Source organism: Brevibacterium renqingii (assembly GCF_017808095.1).
GTDB lineage: Bacteria > Actinomycetota > Actinomycetes > Actinomycetales > Brevibacteriaceae > Brevibacterium > Brevibacterium renqingii.
The window spans coordinates 36,965-51,835 of sequence record NZ_JADBHG010000003.1 but is presented as its reverse complement, the minus strand read 5'-3'; the positions used below and the strand labels follow the sequence as shown (position 1 = coordinate 51,835).

Here is a 14,871-nt window from a genome sequence, read left to right as displayed (position 1 = left end):
CGGGTCGGCTGTCGGCACGACTCGAGTCGGATACTACGGACAGATATGAGGGCCTATGGGTTCCGAACGGCTCAGAACCGAGTGGACTTCGCGTTCGAATCGGTCGCCGCCTCGGCTCCGACGTCCACCTCGGAGGAATCGTGCGGCTTCTTCAGGCCGATCACCAGTCCCGCGACGGCCAGCGCGAAGCACACCGCCAGCCCCACGGTCAGTCCCGGTGCCGCCTGGTAGCCGGCTGCGAGAGCCTTGAAACCGATGAGGCCGACCGTCGAGTAGATCGTCGCCCACATCGCGCCGCCGACGGCGAGCGCAGGCAGATACCGGCGATAGCTCATTCCGGTCGTCCCGGCGGCGAGGTTGAGCACCGTCTGGACTCCGATCATGAGGAAGCTCACCGCAATCACCGGCGCACCGTAGCGTTCGATCATCGCTTCGGCCCTCCGGTACTTCGGCCCCGACATGATCCGATCGACTCGTTCGATCTTCCGCATCCCGGACCGCGCCAGCCGCCCCAAAAGGAACGTTCCGCCGGCACGGGCGAGGATGATTCCGAACAGGATGAGCCACGTGACGGCGACCGGGAATGACCAATTCAGTGGATTCATCGCGGCCGCCTTTCGTCTGATTCGAACCGTCTCGGAGAACTCGGGAGTGGAGTCGCGCGGAGTCGTCCTCCTCTGCCAATCCTACGCCATATGAGGTTAGTCTTGCCTCACTCCATGGCTCGCACGCGCATGATCCGCGCCACCCGTTCAGCTGGCTGAGCGAGTCCCGCTCAGCCACCCGGCGGCCGCCTGAGCGGGCCCCGCCGGGTCAGACGAGTTCGCCGGCGAGGTAGACCGCGTCCACCCGGTCTTCGATCCCCCGCACGCCGGCCGTCCGCAGATCGGCGTCGACGACGACCAGATCGGCCATCCCGCCTGCACCGAGGTGACCGATGCGGTCATCGTCGAGCACGCGTGCGGCCACCGAGGTTCCTGCGGCGAGCGCCTCCTCGGTCGAGAGCCCCACCTCGGCGAGCAGGCTGATCTCTTCGAGGTTCTCACCATGCGGGCCGACGCCGGCATCGGTGCCCATGGCGATCGGCACTCCTGCCTCGTGCGCACGCGCGATCGAGTTCCGGTGCGCCTCGACCACGCTGTGGGCTTTGTCCACGACCGAGACCGGCAGGCTCGCCCCAGCCTCGGCGGCCTTGATCACGGCTTGTGGGGCCTGCAGGGTCGGGACGAGGAACGTGCCGTGCTTGAGCATGAGATCGATGGCTTCGTCATCGAGATAGATCCCGTGTTCGATCGAACGGACGCCGGCGCGGACGGCGTTCTTGATCCCCGGCGCTCCCTGCGCGTGGGACATCACATGTGCTCCCTGGGAGGCCGCCTCGGCGACGATGACGGCGATCTCCGCCTCCGTGAACTGGGAATGCCGCGGATCGTCCCGCGGTGAGAGCACTCCGCCGGTGGAGCAGATCTTGATGTGGTCGGCGCCGGCGCGCAGCAGTTCGCGGACCTTGCGCTGGACGCCTTCCAGGCCGTCTGCCACACCGGAGGGCCGCCCCGGGTGCGGAGACAGGAACGGCGATTCGGCGCCGGAGACGAGGCGGAAGTCTCCGTGCCCGCCGGTCTGGGACATGATGTTCACCGCGATGGACAGACGCGGTCCGCGTACGATCCCGGTCTCCACGGCGACCTTCGCGCCGAGGTCGGTGCCGCCGGCATCCCGCACGGTAGTCACTCCGCCTTTGAGGGTGGCCGCCATATGGGCCACGGAATTGTAGAACTGGAGGGAGAAGGGGTCATGGAAGTTCGAGGTCGCCGCCGCTCCGGAACTCGTCAGATGGACGTGGCAGTCGATGACCCCCGGGATGATCGTCTTCCCCGCGCAGTCGATGAACTCGTCTTCGGCGTTGTGCGAACCCTGACCGCCTTCCTTCACTGCGGCGACCTGCCCGCCGTCGATGACGACGTCGCGGGTGCCGGGCAGGAAACGGGTGCCGTCGAAGACCGTGGCGTGGGAAAGGACTGTGACCATGGGCGTGCTCCTCATCGTTGAAAGCCAAAGGGGTGACCGCGCGCGCCTCGGGTCCCGGACGCCTCGCGGCTGTCCGTCATCGGCGGCCCGCAGACCGAGGTGATGCATTCGGTCTTCCACATCTATCACGGACGCTCACGGCTGCGCACCTGAAGCCGCCAGCGGAGAACGAGCGAGCAGATGCCGTGCTCGACCCGACCAGCCGACTGCTCGTGTGTCAGTCCTGGATGAGGCTGCGCACCAGAACGTCGGAGTCTCCGCTGCGGCCCACGGAGACGAACCCGTGATCGGCGTAGAGCTTCGCCGCTCCGTTCCCGTCTTCGACGGAGAGGCTCACGGCGGGGAATCCGCTCATCCGTGCGAGTGTGCAGACGGTGTCGACGAGCACACCGCCGATCCCCTGCCCCTGATGCTCGGGCAGCACCGCGACGGACAGTTCGGGAATGTCGGCGGCGACCCAGCCGTAGCCGGTGAACGGGGTCTCGTCGGCATCGCTGAGGTCGGGAGCACTGTCGGCAGCAGCGGCGTCATCCGAGTTCGAGGCGGAATCAGCGGCAACGTCACCGGATGCATCGGCGGGCACGGTCTCGCTGCGGACCACCTCGGCGCCGGTCTTGCCCAGCGCTGCGGCGAAGTCACCGCCCACACCGTCATCGGCCTTTCCGACGACGTCGGTGATATCGGCCAGACGCACCCAGGCCAGTCCGATGATCGGCGATCCGGGATCGGCTTCGGCGTGCGCTCCCACGGCGATGTCCCCGTGCCTGCCCCACCCGCGATAGTAGAAGGCCGCATCGGTGCGCTGACGGATCTCCGCGATTTCGATGCGGGGCCTGTCCATGGACCAGTTGAAGCACAGGTCGAGGAACGGCAGGAAGGTCTCTTCGTCGGTCTCGGCAGGCAGAGGACGGATCCGTCCGCGCAGCGTGGCGGCACCCGCCTCGGCGGGTTTGGGCTCCGATCCATGAGCGTCGTTCGGCCCAGCGTTCATGAGATTCCTTTCTCGACGGCGCGATCGATCCACGCCCGATTGCGGACGCGCCACCCCAGGGTGAGAGCCCGGAAACCGACGAATCCGATGCAGAATGCGGCCCAGAGCCCCGGTGCCCCAGGCCAGATGGCAACGACCGGAACGAGCAGGACGGCGTATCCGACCACAGCGACCAATTGTGCCAGAGCGAGGTACCGCGCGTCCTCGGCTCCCATGAGGACACCGTCGAGGACGAAGACGTATCCGGCGATCGGCATGCTCAGCGCGAGGACCGGCAGGAGCGCGCCGAGCTCATCCACGACCTGGGGGTCGGAGGCGAAGGCGCGCGGGATGATGCCCGATCCGGCGAAGAGGACGATGCCGACGACGATTCCGAAGACGATCCCCCATAGGCACAGGCGACGGTTGATCGCTGCCACCGCGTCGATGTTCTTCGCCCCCAGTTCGAGGCCGATCATCGCCTGTCCCGCGATCGCCAGCGAATCCAGGGCGAGCGCGAGGGCGAAGAACAGGCTCTGTGCGACCTGGATCGCGGCGAGGTCGGTGGTGCCTAAGGAGGTCGCGATGAACACGAGGATGATCAGTGCCGCGCGCAGAGAGGCATTGCGCACGAGCAGCCAACCGGAGGTCTTCGCCGAGGTGAACACCCCGGACCAGTCCGGTCGCACACTGGCATGCAGCCTCCTGGCCGCGCGGACGGAGATCACGAGATAGACCGTGCACATACCGGCCTGCGCGATGACCGTGCCCATCGCCGAGCCCGCCACACCCATATCGAGCCCGTAGATGAAGAGGGCGTTGAGGCCGATGTTCGCCACACATCCCGCCGCAGCGACGATCAGCGGAGTCTTCGTGTCCTGCAGTCCGCGCAGGAGTCCGGTGGCCGCGATGACTATGAGCATGAAAGGCAGGCCCCACCACGAGATCGCCAGATAGGAGTGGGCGCCGTCGGTGATTCCCGGTCCTGGGTCGAAGGCCGCGATCGCCGTGTCCAGCAGTGGGAGGCCGATGATGATGAGCAGCACCGAGGTGCACAGCGCCAGCCAGATCCCGTCGAAGCCCGCCGTGATCGCTCCTGCTCGGTCACCGGATCCCATCCGCTTCGCGACCCGAGGAGTCGTGGCATAGGCGAGGAAGATCATCAGGCCGAGGACCGTCTGCAGGATCGTCGATGCGATCGCCAGCGATCCCAGCGCACCCGCGCCGAGGTGGCCGACCATGGCCGTGTCCGAAAGCAGGAAAATGGGTTCGGCGATCAGTGCTCCGAGTGCGGGAAGGGCCAAACGGAGAATGTCCTTGTCGATCGCAGCCACAGGTCGAGTCTAACGAAACCGGCGAGGACCTCGACAAACCCGAGACGGGCGCCCGGCGGTCGCGAGACTGTGGAGCGCGAGATCCCCCGGTTCCGGTGCGAATCCCTTTCTTTGGTGAGTGGCCGAGGCGGTCTCGTGTCAGTGGCAGGAGCGGTCTCGTGTCAGTGGCGCAGAGTACCGTTGATGATCAAACGCACCGAGGGCTTGGAGACGGTCATGGAACCTACTAATCATGTTCGCCAGAGTGTTTCGTTCTATTTGTAATCGTATTGTGACATTCATGTCAGTCGTTTGATTGTATAATTGAGTCAAGGATTTTTCTCGAGGGCCAGCTTCCACAGAGACGTGGAGAGGAGAAGCACCGATGAAGAACATCGGCAATGCGGACGATGCGACATCGAACCTGCACAGTGCTTCGCGGGATGCCGCGAGTGCTTCTTCTCCGTCCCAGTACCGCAGAGCGCACGGCCGGCGGCTGGAGATCGCGGAAGAGAACGAGCTCGTCGACCTGCTCCGCGTGTATGCGGACAGCAGCCTCGCTCAGATCAAGTCCCTCATCGCGTCCAGCGAGATCATCGTTCAAGACGTCGCCTATGTCCGTGGTCTCAAGAAGGGCGCCCCAGACCGCAACTATGCGTTCGCCTCTTTCACAGAGACCGTCGCTCGATATCGAAATCCCGAGCCTGTCACATCCGACGCCAGTACCGGCTCCCCCGATTCACCTGTACTCAGCCCCGATGCGGAGGCTCGCGCCTGGGAGGACGCTCTGGCTCAGACAGAGGCCGAAACCCGAACCAGATCCCGGCGCCGCGGCAGAGGACGGAAGAAGGACCGGGCAGCAGGCCGACGCGTTCGCCGCGCGCGGAAGCAGGTCCAGGAGCTTCTCGACAACCCGCCTCCCCTGCCCGACTTCCCCGGTTACGACCCGAAGCTGACCTTCTTCACCTGGCTCCGCGGCAATATCGAAACGACCGAGGTCGGGGTGTACTCGAGTCTGCTCGGAGCCACGACGAGCAACTCGCTCAAACACCTGACCGCCTCGGTCACGCTCGCTCACGGTCTTCCGAAATTTCTGCGTCGTTGCCTCGACGGGGACTTCACCATCGAACACGTCGACTATGTGACACGCCGTTGTCGTGACCTCCGCTTCGAGCACCTTCCCGTCATCGACGACTTCTTGGACAACAGGCGTGCTGATATCACGATCGAGACGTTCAAACGTTCGGTCGCACTCAAGATCGCCGCGACGCAGCCGCCCGAGGACAGTCTGGAGAACGTCGCCCTCCGCCGTCGGGTCGACATCAGCACCGGCGATGACGGCACCGCCTACCTCACCCTGACCGGTCCCGCACCCGAGCTCCAGGCGTGCTACAAACGGATCGAGGCGTTCGCACGCTCCGTCTGCAAGAGCAATACCGGCGCATTCTCCGATCAGTTGAAAGCGGGAGACTGCTTCGACGACGATCGCACGATCTCGGCGCTGATGTTCGACATACTCACCCGCACGAGGCCGCAGCTGAAGCTGCGTATCATCAGCACCGGCGGCACCGACGGCGAATCGACGAGCACCGAATTCCCGCTCGATGGACTCTTCGCAGGTCCGGACGGCGTTCCGATGCACCACGGGGAATCACTGCTCGACTACATCGAACGCGTCTTCGACGAGATGGACAGGAGCCGATACGCCCTAGACTCGACGCTCGAGTCCCCAAGGCCGGAGATGGACCCCACGCAGGCCGAACCGGAAACCGCGGAATCGATGTCAGGAACCGCAGGGGACCGCAACTTCGAGTCACAGATCCTCGAGGCCCTTCTCAGCAGCCGCACCTCGACGGGCAGCGTGGCAGGCAGCGATATGCATAACGCATTCTCTTCGCTGGTCGGAACTCGCGCTGCGGGAGAACGGCCCCGCACGGCAGGAGCCGACGAAACGGTGGTCGGAGCCACGGACGCCTTCGGAACCCCCATCCGCAGCGAAGGCGGAGGACGAATCAGCTACGAGCTCCTCCTCGACATGCCGACGAATGAGTACTGGCTGTCGAATCAAGCACGTACGTTCATCACCGTCCCGATGCTCACACTGCTGAGTCAGTACCTCTCGGAAGCCGATGGCGAGGAAGCCCAGTTGTCAGCGGGACGACTCGGCACCGACGGCCGCCGCACAGCTTGCGATTGCGGCAGGTGCATCTGCGGGAGGGCAGGCGATCCTCCATACGAACCTGATCCTCCATACGAACCTGATCCTCCACACGAACCTGATCCTCCAGCCCGTGAGAGCGATGGCCCACCGCGTAGACGCACCGTACCCCCGCCACCGACCACGAAGAATCTGACCTCTCAGGAAGTGTGCGATCTTGCCGGCACGCTGCCGGACGGTTCACCGATCCCTGCCGACATGGCGCGCAGGGTCGCGGGCTACGCCAGCACCTGGACTCGCTTGCTCACCGACCCGGCAACCGGCACTCCAGTCGATGCGAAGGCATTGAGCTACACGATCCCCGAAAGCATTCGAAAGACCCTCATCGCGCAGTATGTGTCCTGCACGTTCCCAGGGTGCACTCTGCCCGCCGAGACCGCCGAGGTCGACCATATAGACCCCTTCGACCACGACGAACCCAGCCGGGGAGGCCTCACACGCTTCGGTAACCTGCACTGTCTCTGCAAGCAGCACCACCAGGCGAAGACCGACGGGAAGTTCGACGTCAAGATGACCGCGCCCGGCCACCTGGAATATGTGTTCCGCCGCGGTGTCGCCGTCGAAGTGGAAGCACCTGACAATCCTCTCAACGTCGAACACGCCCGGCTGTTCCTCGAACGCTTCGGCAGTGCGCTGCCTCGGCCGAATCGTGCACCCGCGCCTTCTCCTGACCCCGCTGCGAAAGCGGAACCGCCTTCGCCAGGAGCGCGAAGGAAAGCCCGTGAATGCCCCGAACCGGCTGCAGCGCCCGGCCAGCCGGGATGGAAGGAGGCCGTGCCCGGCTTCGCCAACGGATTCGGCGACACTGCCCCGGCCTGCGATGACTCAGCCGAACTCCGTGACTGGTTCTGGGACTCCGGCGAGCCCCCACCGTTCTGAGGCAATGACCATGCGGCAATGGCCAGACGGTACGACACAAGCCGGTGGCATATGGCCACACGTACGACACAAGCCGGTGGCATATGGCCACACGTACGACACAAGCCGGTGGCATTCGACTCTGAACAGAGCCGAATGCCACCGGCTTTGACCTGCATCTCCCCGGCAGGAACTCAGGCACCGGCAGTCGGCGTGAACCGCCTCGCCGACATCATCCTGAGGTCAGCAGACTTCGAACAGTCCTGCCGCGCCCTGCCCGCCGCCGATGCACATCGTGACCACGACGTATTTCGCTCCACGGCGACGGCCCTCGATGAGAGCGTGCCCGACGAGACGAGCTCCGGTCATCCCGTAGGGGTGCCCGACCGAGATGCCTCCGCCGTCGACGTTGTACTTCTCCGGATCGATTCCGAGTCGGTCACGGCAGTACAGGGTCTGCACCGCGAATGCCTCGTTGAGCTCCCACAGATCGATGTCATCGATGGACAGCCCATGTGTCTTCAGCAGCTTCGGGATGGCGAAGACAGGGCCGATGCCCATCTCATCCGGTTCGCATCCGGCCACTGCCATCCCGCGGTAGATGCCCATCGGCTCGAGACCACGCCTGCTGGCTTCCTCGCTCGACATGAGCACCGAGGCCGAAGCACCGTCGGAGAGCTGCGAAGCGTTGCCGGCGGTGATGCTCGGAACCTTCGACGCCACACCGGGCTCGAGCACCGGGTTGAGGCCGGCCAGGCTCTCCAGCGTCGTGGACGGGCGATTGCCCTCATCGGCCTCGAGCGTGACGTCCTGCCTCGAGGTCTCCTTCGTCTCCTTGTCGACCACGACCTTCGTGGTCGGCAGCGGCACGATCTCCTCATCGAAGCGACCGGCCTCCTGCGCGGCCGCGGTGCGCCGCTGGGAGGTCAGCGAATACTCGTCCTGCGCCTCACGACTGACGCCATAGCGTTCAGCGACCACCTCGGCGGTGGCCAGCATCGGATAGTAGATGCCTGGAACGTGCTCCTCGAGCCAGGGATCCTTCGCCCTGAACGTGTTCATCTTGTCGTTCTGCACCAGCGATACCGACTCGACGCCTCCGCCGACGGCGATCTCCTGCCCGTCGAAGAGGATCTGCTTCGCGGCGGTGGCGATCGCCATCAGCCCCGAGGAGCACTGTCGATCGATCGACATGCCGGGTACAGTGACCGGCAGTCCGGCGCGCAGTGCGGCCTGCCTGGCGATATTCGTGCCCTGGCTGCCCTGCTGAAGGGCGGCACCGAGGATGACATCCTCGACCTCCCCGCCCTCCAGACCGGCACGTTCGACGGCATGCTTGACTGCGTGCCCTGCCAACTCCTGCGCCTGAGTGTCGTTGAACGCACCGCGGTAGGCCTTGCCGATCGGCGTGCGGGCCGTCGAGACGATGACTGCTTCTCTCATGGGTCAAACCTTTCAATGTTCTCGGACTCCGTGTCCGAAGTTCGTGGGTGGTGCGTCCTCCACGCAGGAGGAAACGGCTCATTCGCCCGAGTCAGTCCTTCGGGCCGCCGGCGACGTAGATGACCTGGCCGGAGACGAAACCGGCACCCTCGGATGCGAGGAAAGAGGCCGTATGGGCGATGTCCTCGGGCTTGCCCGACCGTGCAACGGGAATCTCCTTGGCAGCGGCGGCGACGAAATCGTCGAAGCTCATCCCCACGCGCTCAGCGGTCGCCTTGGTCATATCGGTCTCGATGAAGCCTGGAGCGATGGCGTTCGCTGTGACGCCGAACTTGCCGAGCTCGATCGCCCAGGTCTTCGTGATTCCCTGAATGCCGGCCTTGGCAGCGGAATAGTTCGTCTGCCCCCGATTGCCGAGCGCCGACGTCGAGGACATCGAGATGATGCGCCCGAACTTCTCCTCGACCATGTACGACTGCACCGCCTTGGCCATGAGGAAAGCCCCGCCGAGGTGGACGGAGAGGACCTTGTTGAACTCCTCGTGCGTCATCTTGAAGAGGAGATTGTCGCGCAGGACGCCGGCGTTGTTGACCAGCACCGTCGGAGCGCCCAGGGTGTCTGCGACCTGCTTGACCGCAGCATTGACCGATTCCTCGTCGGAGACGTCGGCCTCGAGACCGAGCGCCTCTCCCCCGTCGGCCTTGATCGCCGCGACGGTGTCGTCGGTCGGCCCCATGTCGAGAACGGCGACCTTGAGTCCGTCAGCGCCGAGGCGCTTGGCGATTGCGGCGCCGATGCCGCGTCCGCCGCCGGTGACGATTGCTGTCCGAGTCATATTCGTGCTCCTCACGAGGGTGGTCTCAAGTGTCCGTTTCACATCGCGCCATCGGCCGCTGTCCACGATTGCTCCGCTGCAGGTGTGACCGAGATCTCTTGCGCAACTGCTCCCACTCTAGACCACAGAACTCGCTGAACGATTGATTGCTCAGAGTATGGGCAGTTCGGTTCGCCCCCAGCGTCGAAGATTCATCGCGCCTCAGCACGCGAACGTTCTCCAAGCGCCAGACCTCGGCTTTTGTCCGCCCGGCCAGCTCAATCGCGCAGATTATCGAACGTTCAGAAATCTCGTGCAAAACCATTGACTTAGCAAAATGGATTTGGGATGGTTCAAATCAGTCGCAGTCAATTTCGTGTCGACCACGACTCCGGGAACCGTCACCGATGACGTCTCGGGCACTGTGCGGAGCGGTCTCGCTCCAGGAGCTTTTCAAAGGAGAAAAGATGAACTCTGTCCCGCGAAGCCGCCGCCATAGGCTTCTGGCATCCGCAGCAATAGGCACACTCGCATTGTCGATGGCCGCCTGCGGTGGTGGAGGAAGTGGCGAGGGAGACACCGTTGTCATCGGCTACACCGGCCCACTCAGCGGCGGCGGCGCCGCCTATGGCGAGAACGTGCAGATCGGCCTCGAGATGGCCATCGACGATCTCAACGCAGACGGAGTCGAAGTCGATGGCGAACCCATCACTCTCGAACTGAAGTCCCTTGACGACAAGTACGCTCCGTCGACAGCTGCAAGCAATGCCCAGCGCCTGGCCGATCAGGACAAAGCTCCTGTCGTCGTCTCTCCCAATGCCGGAGCGATCAAAGCGATCCAGCAGATCAACAGCGGACGGTCGAACTTCCTGATCTCTGCCTACACATCCGATCCGGCCATCGTGCAGTCGGACAACCCCCTGACGATGATGATTCCTCCGAACTTCGAATCCTACGCAGCCGAGTTCACCGAGACAGCGATGAAGCACGGAGGGAAGAAGCTCGCTCTGCTCGGGACCCAAAGCGAGTACGGCCAGCAGTGGACCGAGTCGATCACTGATGCGTGGAAGGACGCGGGAGGGAAGATCGGCGGGGACAACAGCGTCGACTACGCCACCGTGTCCGACTTCGCCGGGCCGGTGTCCAAGGCCCTGGCCGAGAAGCCAGATGCGATCTTCGTCGGAGGGCCTTCGCAGCCGACCGCGCTGATCATGGAAGAAGCTCGCAAGCAGGGTTTCGAGGGCAGTTTCCTCGTCATGGATCAGGCCAAACTCGATGAGATGGCAACTGTGACGAAGCTCGACAACCTCAAGAACTCGGTGGGGGTGCTGCCGGTCTCGGAGTACGAGGACCCAGGTACCGCGGACTTCCTCAAGAAGTACGCCGATAAGGCCGGAGACAAGAAGGTCCCGACCAGCGAAACCGCTCTGAACTACCAAGGCATCGCGATCATCGCCAAAGCCATGGAGGTCTCAGGCTCGGTCGACGATCCGGAGAAGATCCGCGCAGCCATCTCCGATGCGCTGCCCGAGGTCGACGACAAGTACAAGGTCAACGGCTTCCCGGAGGAGATCACCGAACAGGGACATCTGCTCAACCCCAACCTGGAAGCCACCTACCTCGATGATGAGGGCAAGTACACGAAGGTGCCCATCGAACAGGTCTCCGACAATAAGTGACCTTCACCTGCGGCACGCCTGAGGGCGGGGCATACCGGCTGTGCCCCGCCTTCGCTGCCCTCATGCTTGCAGAGGACCCAGATCTTCATGACTCTCTTCATCCAACAGCTCTTCAACGGCCTCGCGCTGGGCGGCGTCTACTGTCTCGCCGCGATCGGCCTGACACTGGTATTCGGAGTGCTGCGCATTCCCAACCTGGCTCACGGAGCACTGTATATGCTCGGTGCCTACATCACTTACTTCTTCCTGACGACGCTCGGTGTTCCCTACATCGCCGCCATCGGCATCGCGGCGCTGCTGCTCTTCGTCGTCGGCGTCGGGCTCGAGCGTCTCGTCTTCCATCCACTGCGCAACTCTCCGCACACTCACCACATGATCGCCGCGGTCGGCGCGATGTTCTTCTTCCAAGCTCTGGCCCAAGCGATCTGGGGAGCTGACTTCCGTCGGATGAAGACACCGATCACAGGTGGATTGGACATCCTCGGCGCGGAGATCTCCGCTCAGCGGATCGTGATCATCGTGACCGCTGTGATCGTGCTGGCGCTTCTGGCCTGGTTCATCAAGCGTTCCATTCACGGCCAGACGATCGAGGCGATCGAACAGGACCGGATCGGTGCGTCCCTCGTCGGAATCAGCCCTTCGATGGTCTCGATGCTGACCTTGGGGCTCTCCGCCCTCCTGGCGACCGTCGCGGCCGGCCTGGTCGCCCCGATCAACCTGCTCTCGCCGACCATGGGCGATGCCCTCAACCTCAAGGTCTTCGCGATCATCATCCTCGGTGGGCTCGGCTCCCTGCCCGGCGCCATCGTCGGAGGCTTCGCCCTTGCCCTCGCCGAGACGATGACAGCGACCTATATTTCCTCGGCCGTCGGAGAGGCAGTCGCATTCATCGTGTTGGTCGCAGTCCTGGCCATCAAACCCACGGGCCTGTTCACGAAGGCGGTCCAACGATGAACGCGTTGAAGAACCCTCGTCTCCTCGGCACTTTCGCCGTCGTCGTCCTCATCGGCGCAGCGCCGGCGGTCTTCGCCGAAGAGAACTACGCCATGCGAGTCATCACCGTCGGAATGTGCGCCGCGATCGCTGTCTACGGTCTCAACATCATCCTCGGCTTCACCGGACAGCTGTCATTGGCGCAAGGCGGATTCTTCGGCATCGGCGCGTACGGGGTCGGGCTGCTCACCACCGACTACGACTGGTCGTTCTGGTCAGCGTTCTTCGTTTCGGTCATCGGCACAGCCGTCATCGGCTACCTGTGCGGTCTCATCGCGCTGCGCACGAAGGACGAGTACTTCGCCATATTCACGATGGCCATCGGCTTCATCATCTTCCTGGTCATCAGCCGTTGGGAAGCCGTCACTCATGCGCATTCGGGGGTCAACAACGTCAAATTCCCCGAGGGTGCGGGGATCGTCGATTTCAGCTCGCCGATCGCGATGTTCTATCTCGTCTTCCTCGTCCTGCTCATCTGCATCTACATCACCCATGCGATCCGCCGCTCGGGTGTGGGCAGGACCCTGTTGACGATCAGGACCAGCGAGGATCTCGCCGATGCGATCGGCGTGCGGGTCGGCTTCAGCAAGCAGCTCGCGTTCGCAGCCTCGGCGGTCTTCGGAGGCATCGGCGGCGGGCTCTACGCCACGGTCGTCGGCTTCATCGGTCCCGATGCCGCCTCGATCGACAAGACCTTCGAGTTCCTCATGTTCATCCTCGTCGGCGGAATGGGAACGGTCGCGGGCCCCCTCTTGGGGAGCATGATCGTGACGTTCCTGTTCGAACTCTTCCAGGATTTCCAGGCCTATCGCTTCATCGTGCTGGGACCGATCATCGTAGCTCTCGTCATCTTCGCGCCCCGTGGGATCATCGGCTACCTCGGCGAGTTCATCGACAGACGCAATCGGCGCAGACGGCTCGCAGGCATGCGACGATCGTCGGAAACGTCCGCACCCGAGGGCCCATCTGCGGTACCGACCGCGGAGACCAAGACAGAGTCCGGCGCCGGAACGACGTCCGAGGAGACGAAATGACACTGCTCGAAGTACGCGGACTCGGCAAACGCTTCGGCGGGCTCGACGCGGTCAAAAGCGTCGACCTCGATGTGGATGAAGGCAGGATCACTGCGGTGATCGGCCCCAACGGAGCGGGCAAATCGACTCTGTTCAACCTCATCCACGGCTTCTATCGCCCCACGGCCGGAACGGTCACGTTCAGGGGCGATGACATAACGCATTCCTCCCCGCACCGGACGGTGGCCGGAGGAATCGCTCGCACCTTTCAGACGACGAACCTGTTCGAAGACAGCACCGTATTGGAGAACGTCCTGGCCGGCCGGATCGTACGGTCGAAATCCACCATCTTCGATGCGGTCTTTCACACGCCGCGTCATCGTCGTGAGTCGCGGGTCAACGAGGACAAGGCGATGGAGGCCCTCGAATACTGCGGGATCGCCGAACATCGCCACGACCTGGCCTCCAATGTTCCCCAGGAAGTGCAGAAGCGGACGGCAGTCGCGATGGCTCTGGCCACGGAGCCCGAGCTGCTCCTGCTCGATGAGCCGGCCGGAGGCATACCCGAGGAGGAGACAGCGGACTTCGGCGACCTCATCCGCTCTCTGCCGGGACAAGGGGTCTCCGTCCTTCTCGTCGAACACAAGATGACCATGATCATGGGCCTCGCGGACACGATCCTCGTTCTCGATCACGGGCAGAAGCTCGCGCTCGGAACGCCGGCGGAGATTCAGTCGAACCCGGACGTGATCCGCGCCTATCTCGGATCTTCGACAGATGAGGAGAACTGATGCTCACCCTCGACAACGTCAGCACGGGATACGACGCCACCGATGTTCTCCACGGCGTGAGCATCACTGCCCGCCCCGGCGAGCTCACAGTCATCCTCGGTGCCAACGGATCAGGGAAGACGACCCTGTTCAAGACGATCAGCGGTCTCATGCCGGTCCGTTCCGGCTCTGTCGACTACGAGGGGCGCAAGCTCCACCGTGCTCGACCGAATGCGATCGTCAAAGCGGGGATCGCTCACTGTCCCGAAGGACGCCACCTGTTCGGGAAGATGTCGGTGGAGAAGAATCTGCGCTTGGGGTCCTACCCTCATCGGAACAGTTCCCGCACAGAGGAGATCTACGCTCAGGTGCTCGAACTGTTCCCGATTCTGGGCGAGAAGGCGAAGCAGCCCGCCGGTTCGCTCTCGGGCGGTCAGCAGCAGATGGTCGCCATCGGAAGAGCGCTGATGTCGGATCCGAGTCTGCTCATCCTCGACGAGCCTTCGATGGGCCTGGCACCGATCATCGTCGAACAAGTGCTCGCCTCTGTGGCGCAGATCAACGACCGAGGCATCGGAGTCCTCCTCAGTGAGCAGAACGCGAAGGCATCGCTCGCGATCGCTCACCGCGGCTATGTCCTCGCTGAAGGACGGGTCGTCCTCGCCGATGACGCTTCTCGGCTGCTGGACAATCCCGACGTCCAGGCCGCCTATCTCGGGCTGTGAATTCCGATCGGCCTCGCCGAGGTGGTCCCCCGACTCCCCGATCTGGG

At 63.8% G+C, this 14,871-nt stretch carries 12 protein-coding genes; 6 read left to right on the top strand and 6 right to left on the bottom strand.

Translation table 11 applies throughout. From position 1 onward, the window contains the following. Nucleotides 1-71 precede the first annotated feature (71 nt). From IIE29_RS07685 to IIE29_RS07670, 4 genes are all read right to left on the bottom strand, one after another. Nucleotides 72-605 (bottom strand): DedA family protein, encoded by a 534-nt coding sequence (locus IIE29_RS07685; RefSeq protein ID WP_209324665.1) that lies wholly within the window; start codon nt 603-605, stop codon nt 72-74. Between the two features lie 208 nt (nt 606-813). Then, the gene (locus IIE29_RS07680) at nt 814-2,028 is read right to left on the bottom strand and encodes a metal-dependent hydrolase family protein (RefSeq protein WP_209324664.1); all 1,215 of its coding nucleotides are present in this window, start codon (nt 2,026-2,028) and stop codon (nt 814-816) included. A gap of 217 nt (nt 2,029-2,245) precedes the next feature. Then, a complete protein-coding gene (locus IIE29_RS07675; protein ID WP_209324663.1) occupies nt 2,246-3,019 on the bottom strand; it encodes a GNAT family N-acetyltransferase in 774 nt (257 codons plus the stop codon). Further along, nucleotides 3,016-4,332 carry an MATE family efflux transporter gene (locus tag IIE29_RS07670; RefSeq protein ID WP_209324662.1) on the bottom strand — a complete coding sequence of 439 codons (1,317 nt, stop codon included), beginning with the start codon at nt 4,330-4,332 and terminating at the stop codon, nt 3,016-3,018. Before IIE29_RS07670 ends, IIE29_RS07675 begins: the two co-directional genes overlap by 4 nt. Before the next feature lie 364 nt (nt 4,333-4,696). Here IIE29_RS07670 and IIE29_RS16835 point away from each other — a divergent pair, with 364 nt between their 5' ends. Beyond that, nucleotides 4,697-7,408, top strand: coding sequence for an HNH endonuclease signature motif containing protein (locus IIE29_RS16835; RefSeq protein ID WP_246475818.1), 2,712 nt, complete (start codon nt 4,697-4,699; stop codon nt 7,406-7,408). A 222-nt stretch (nt 7,409-7,630) separates the two neighbouring features. Here the strand turns inward: IIE29_RS16835 and IIE29_RS07660 are convergent, their stop codons facing one another. Continuing rightward, nucleotides 7,631-8,830 carry an acetyl-CoA C-acyltransferase gene (locus tag IIE29_RS07660; protein WP_209324661.1) on the bottom strand — a complete coding sequence of 400 codons (1,200 nt, stop codon included), beginning with the start codon at nt 8,828-8,830 and terminating at the stop codon, nt 7,631-7,633. 91 nt (nt 8,831-8,921) lie between these two features. Further along, nucleotides 8,922-9,665 carry an SDR family oxidoreductase gene (locus IIE29_RS07655; RefSeq protein ID WP_209324660.1) on the bottom strand — a complete coding sequence of 248 codons (744 nt, stop codon included), beginning with the start codon at nt 9,663-9,665 and terminating at the stop codon, nt 8,922-8,924. A 446-nt stretch (nt 9,666-10,111) separates the two neighbouring features. Between IIE29_RS07655 and IIE29_RS07650 the strand changes: the two genes are divergently transcribed. From IIE29_RS07650 to IIE29_RS07630, 5 genes are all read left to right on the top strand, one after another. Beyond that, nucleotides 10,112-11,323 carry an ABC transporter substrate-binding protein gene (locus IIE29_RS07650; RefSeq protein ID WP_209324659.1) on the top strand — a complete coding sequence of 404 codons (1,212 nt, stop codon included), beginning with the start codon at nt 10,112-10,114 and terminating at the stop codon, nt 11,321-11,323. An 87-nt stretch (nt 11,324-11,410) separates the two neighbouring features. Continuing rightward, nucleotides 11,411-12,277 carry a branched-chain amino acid ABC transporter permease gene (locus IIE29_RS07645; RefSeq protein ID WP_209324658.1) on the top strand — a complete coding sequence of 289 codons (867 nt, stop codon included), beginning with the start codon at nt 11,411-11,413 and terminating at the stop codon, nt 12,275-12,277. Then, nucleotides 12,274-13,350 (top strand): branched-chain amino acid ABC transporter permease, encoded by a 1,077-nt coding sequence (locus IIE29_RS07640; protein WP_209324657.1) that lies wholly within the window; start codon nt 12,274-12,276, stop codon nt 13,348-13,350. The genes IIE29_RS07645 and IIE29_RS07640 overlap by 4 nt, the downstream gene beginning before the upstream one ends. Next, complete coding sequence (locus tag IIE29_RS07635) at nt 13,347-14,120, top strand: ABC transporter ATP-binding protein (protein ID WP_209324656.1); 774 nt, start codon at nt 13,347-13,349, stop codon at nt 14,118-14,120. Before IIE29_RS07640 ends, IIE29_RS07635 begins: the two co-directional genes overlap by 4 nt. Next, nucleotides 14,120-14,824, top strand: a complete 705-nt coding sequence (locus IIE29_RS07630; RefSeq protein WP_209324655.1) for an ABC transporter ATP-binding protein — start codon at nt 14,120-14,122, stop codon at nt 14,822-14,824. The genes IIE29_RS07635 and IIE29_RS07630 overlap by 1 nt, the downstream gene beginning before the upstream one ends. The last annotated feature ends 47 nt before the right edge of the window (nt 14,825-14,871 follow it).

Bases quoted from the DNA above. Each gene is read 5' to 3' on its own strand.
- IIE29_RS16835 (WP_246475818.1), top strand. From the start codon at position 4,697: ATGAAGAACATCGGCAATGCGGACGATGCGACATCGAACCTGCACAGT.
- IIE29_RS07645 (WP_209324658.1), top strand. From the start codon at position 11,411: ATGACTCTCTTCATCCAACAGCTCTTCAACGGCCTCGCGCTGGGCGGC.
- IIE29_RS07630 (WP_209324655.1), top strand. From the start codon at position 14,120: ATGCTCACCCTCGACAACGTCAGCACGGGATACGACGCCACCGATGTT.
- IIE29_RS07640 (WP_209324657.1), top strand. From the start codon at position 12,274: ATGAACGCGTTGAAGAACCCTCGTCTCCTCGGCACTTTCGCCGTCGTC.
- IIE29_RS07675 (WP_209324663.1), bottom strand. From the start codon at position 3,019: ATGAACGCTGGGCCGAACGACGCTCATGGATCGGAGCCCAAACCCGCC.
- IIE29_RS07635 (WP_209324656.1), top strand. From the start codon at position 13,347: ATGACACTGCTCGAAGTACGCGGACTCGGCAAACGCTTCGGCGGGCTC.
- IIE29_RS07660 (WP_209324661.1), bottom strand. From the start codon at position 8,830: ATGAGAGAAGCAGTCATCGTCTCGACGGCCCGCACGCCGATCGGCAAG.
- IIE29_RS07680 (WP_209324664.1), bottom strand. From the start codon at position 2,028: ATGGTCACAGTCCTTTCCCACGCCACGGTCTTCGACGGCACCCGTTTC.
- IIE29_RS07650 (WP_209324659.1), top strand. From the start codon at position 10,112: ATGAACTCTGTCCCGCGAAGCCGCCGCCATAGGCTTCTGGCATCCGCA.
- IIE29_RS07685 (WP_209324665.1), bottom strand. From the start codon at position 605: ATGAATCCACTGAATTGGTCATTCCCGGTCGCCGTCACGTGGCTCATC.
- IIE29_RS07655 (WP_209324660.1), bottom strand. From the start codon at position 9,665: ATGACTCGGACAGCAATCGTCACCGGCGGCGGACGCGGCATCGGCGCC.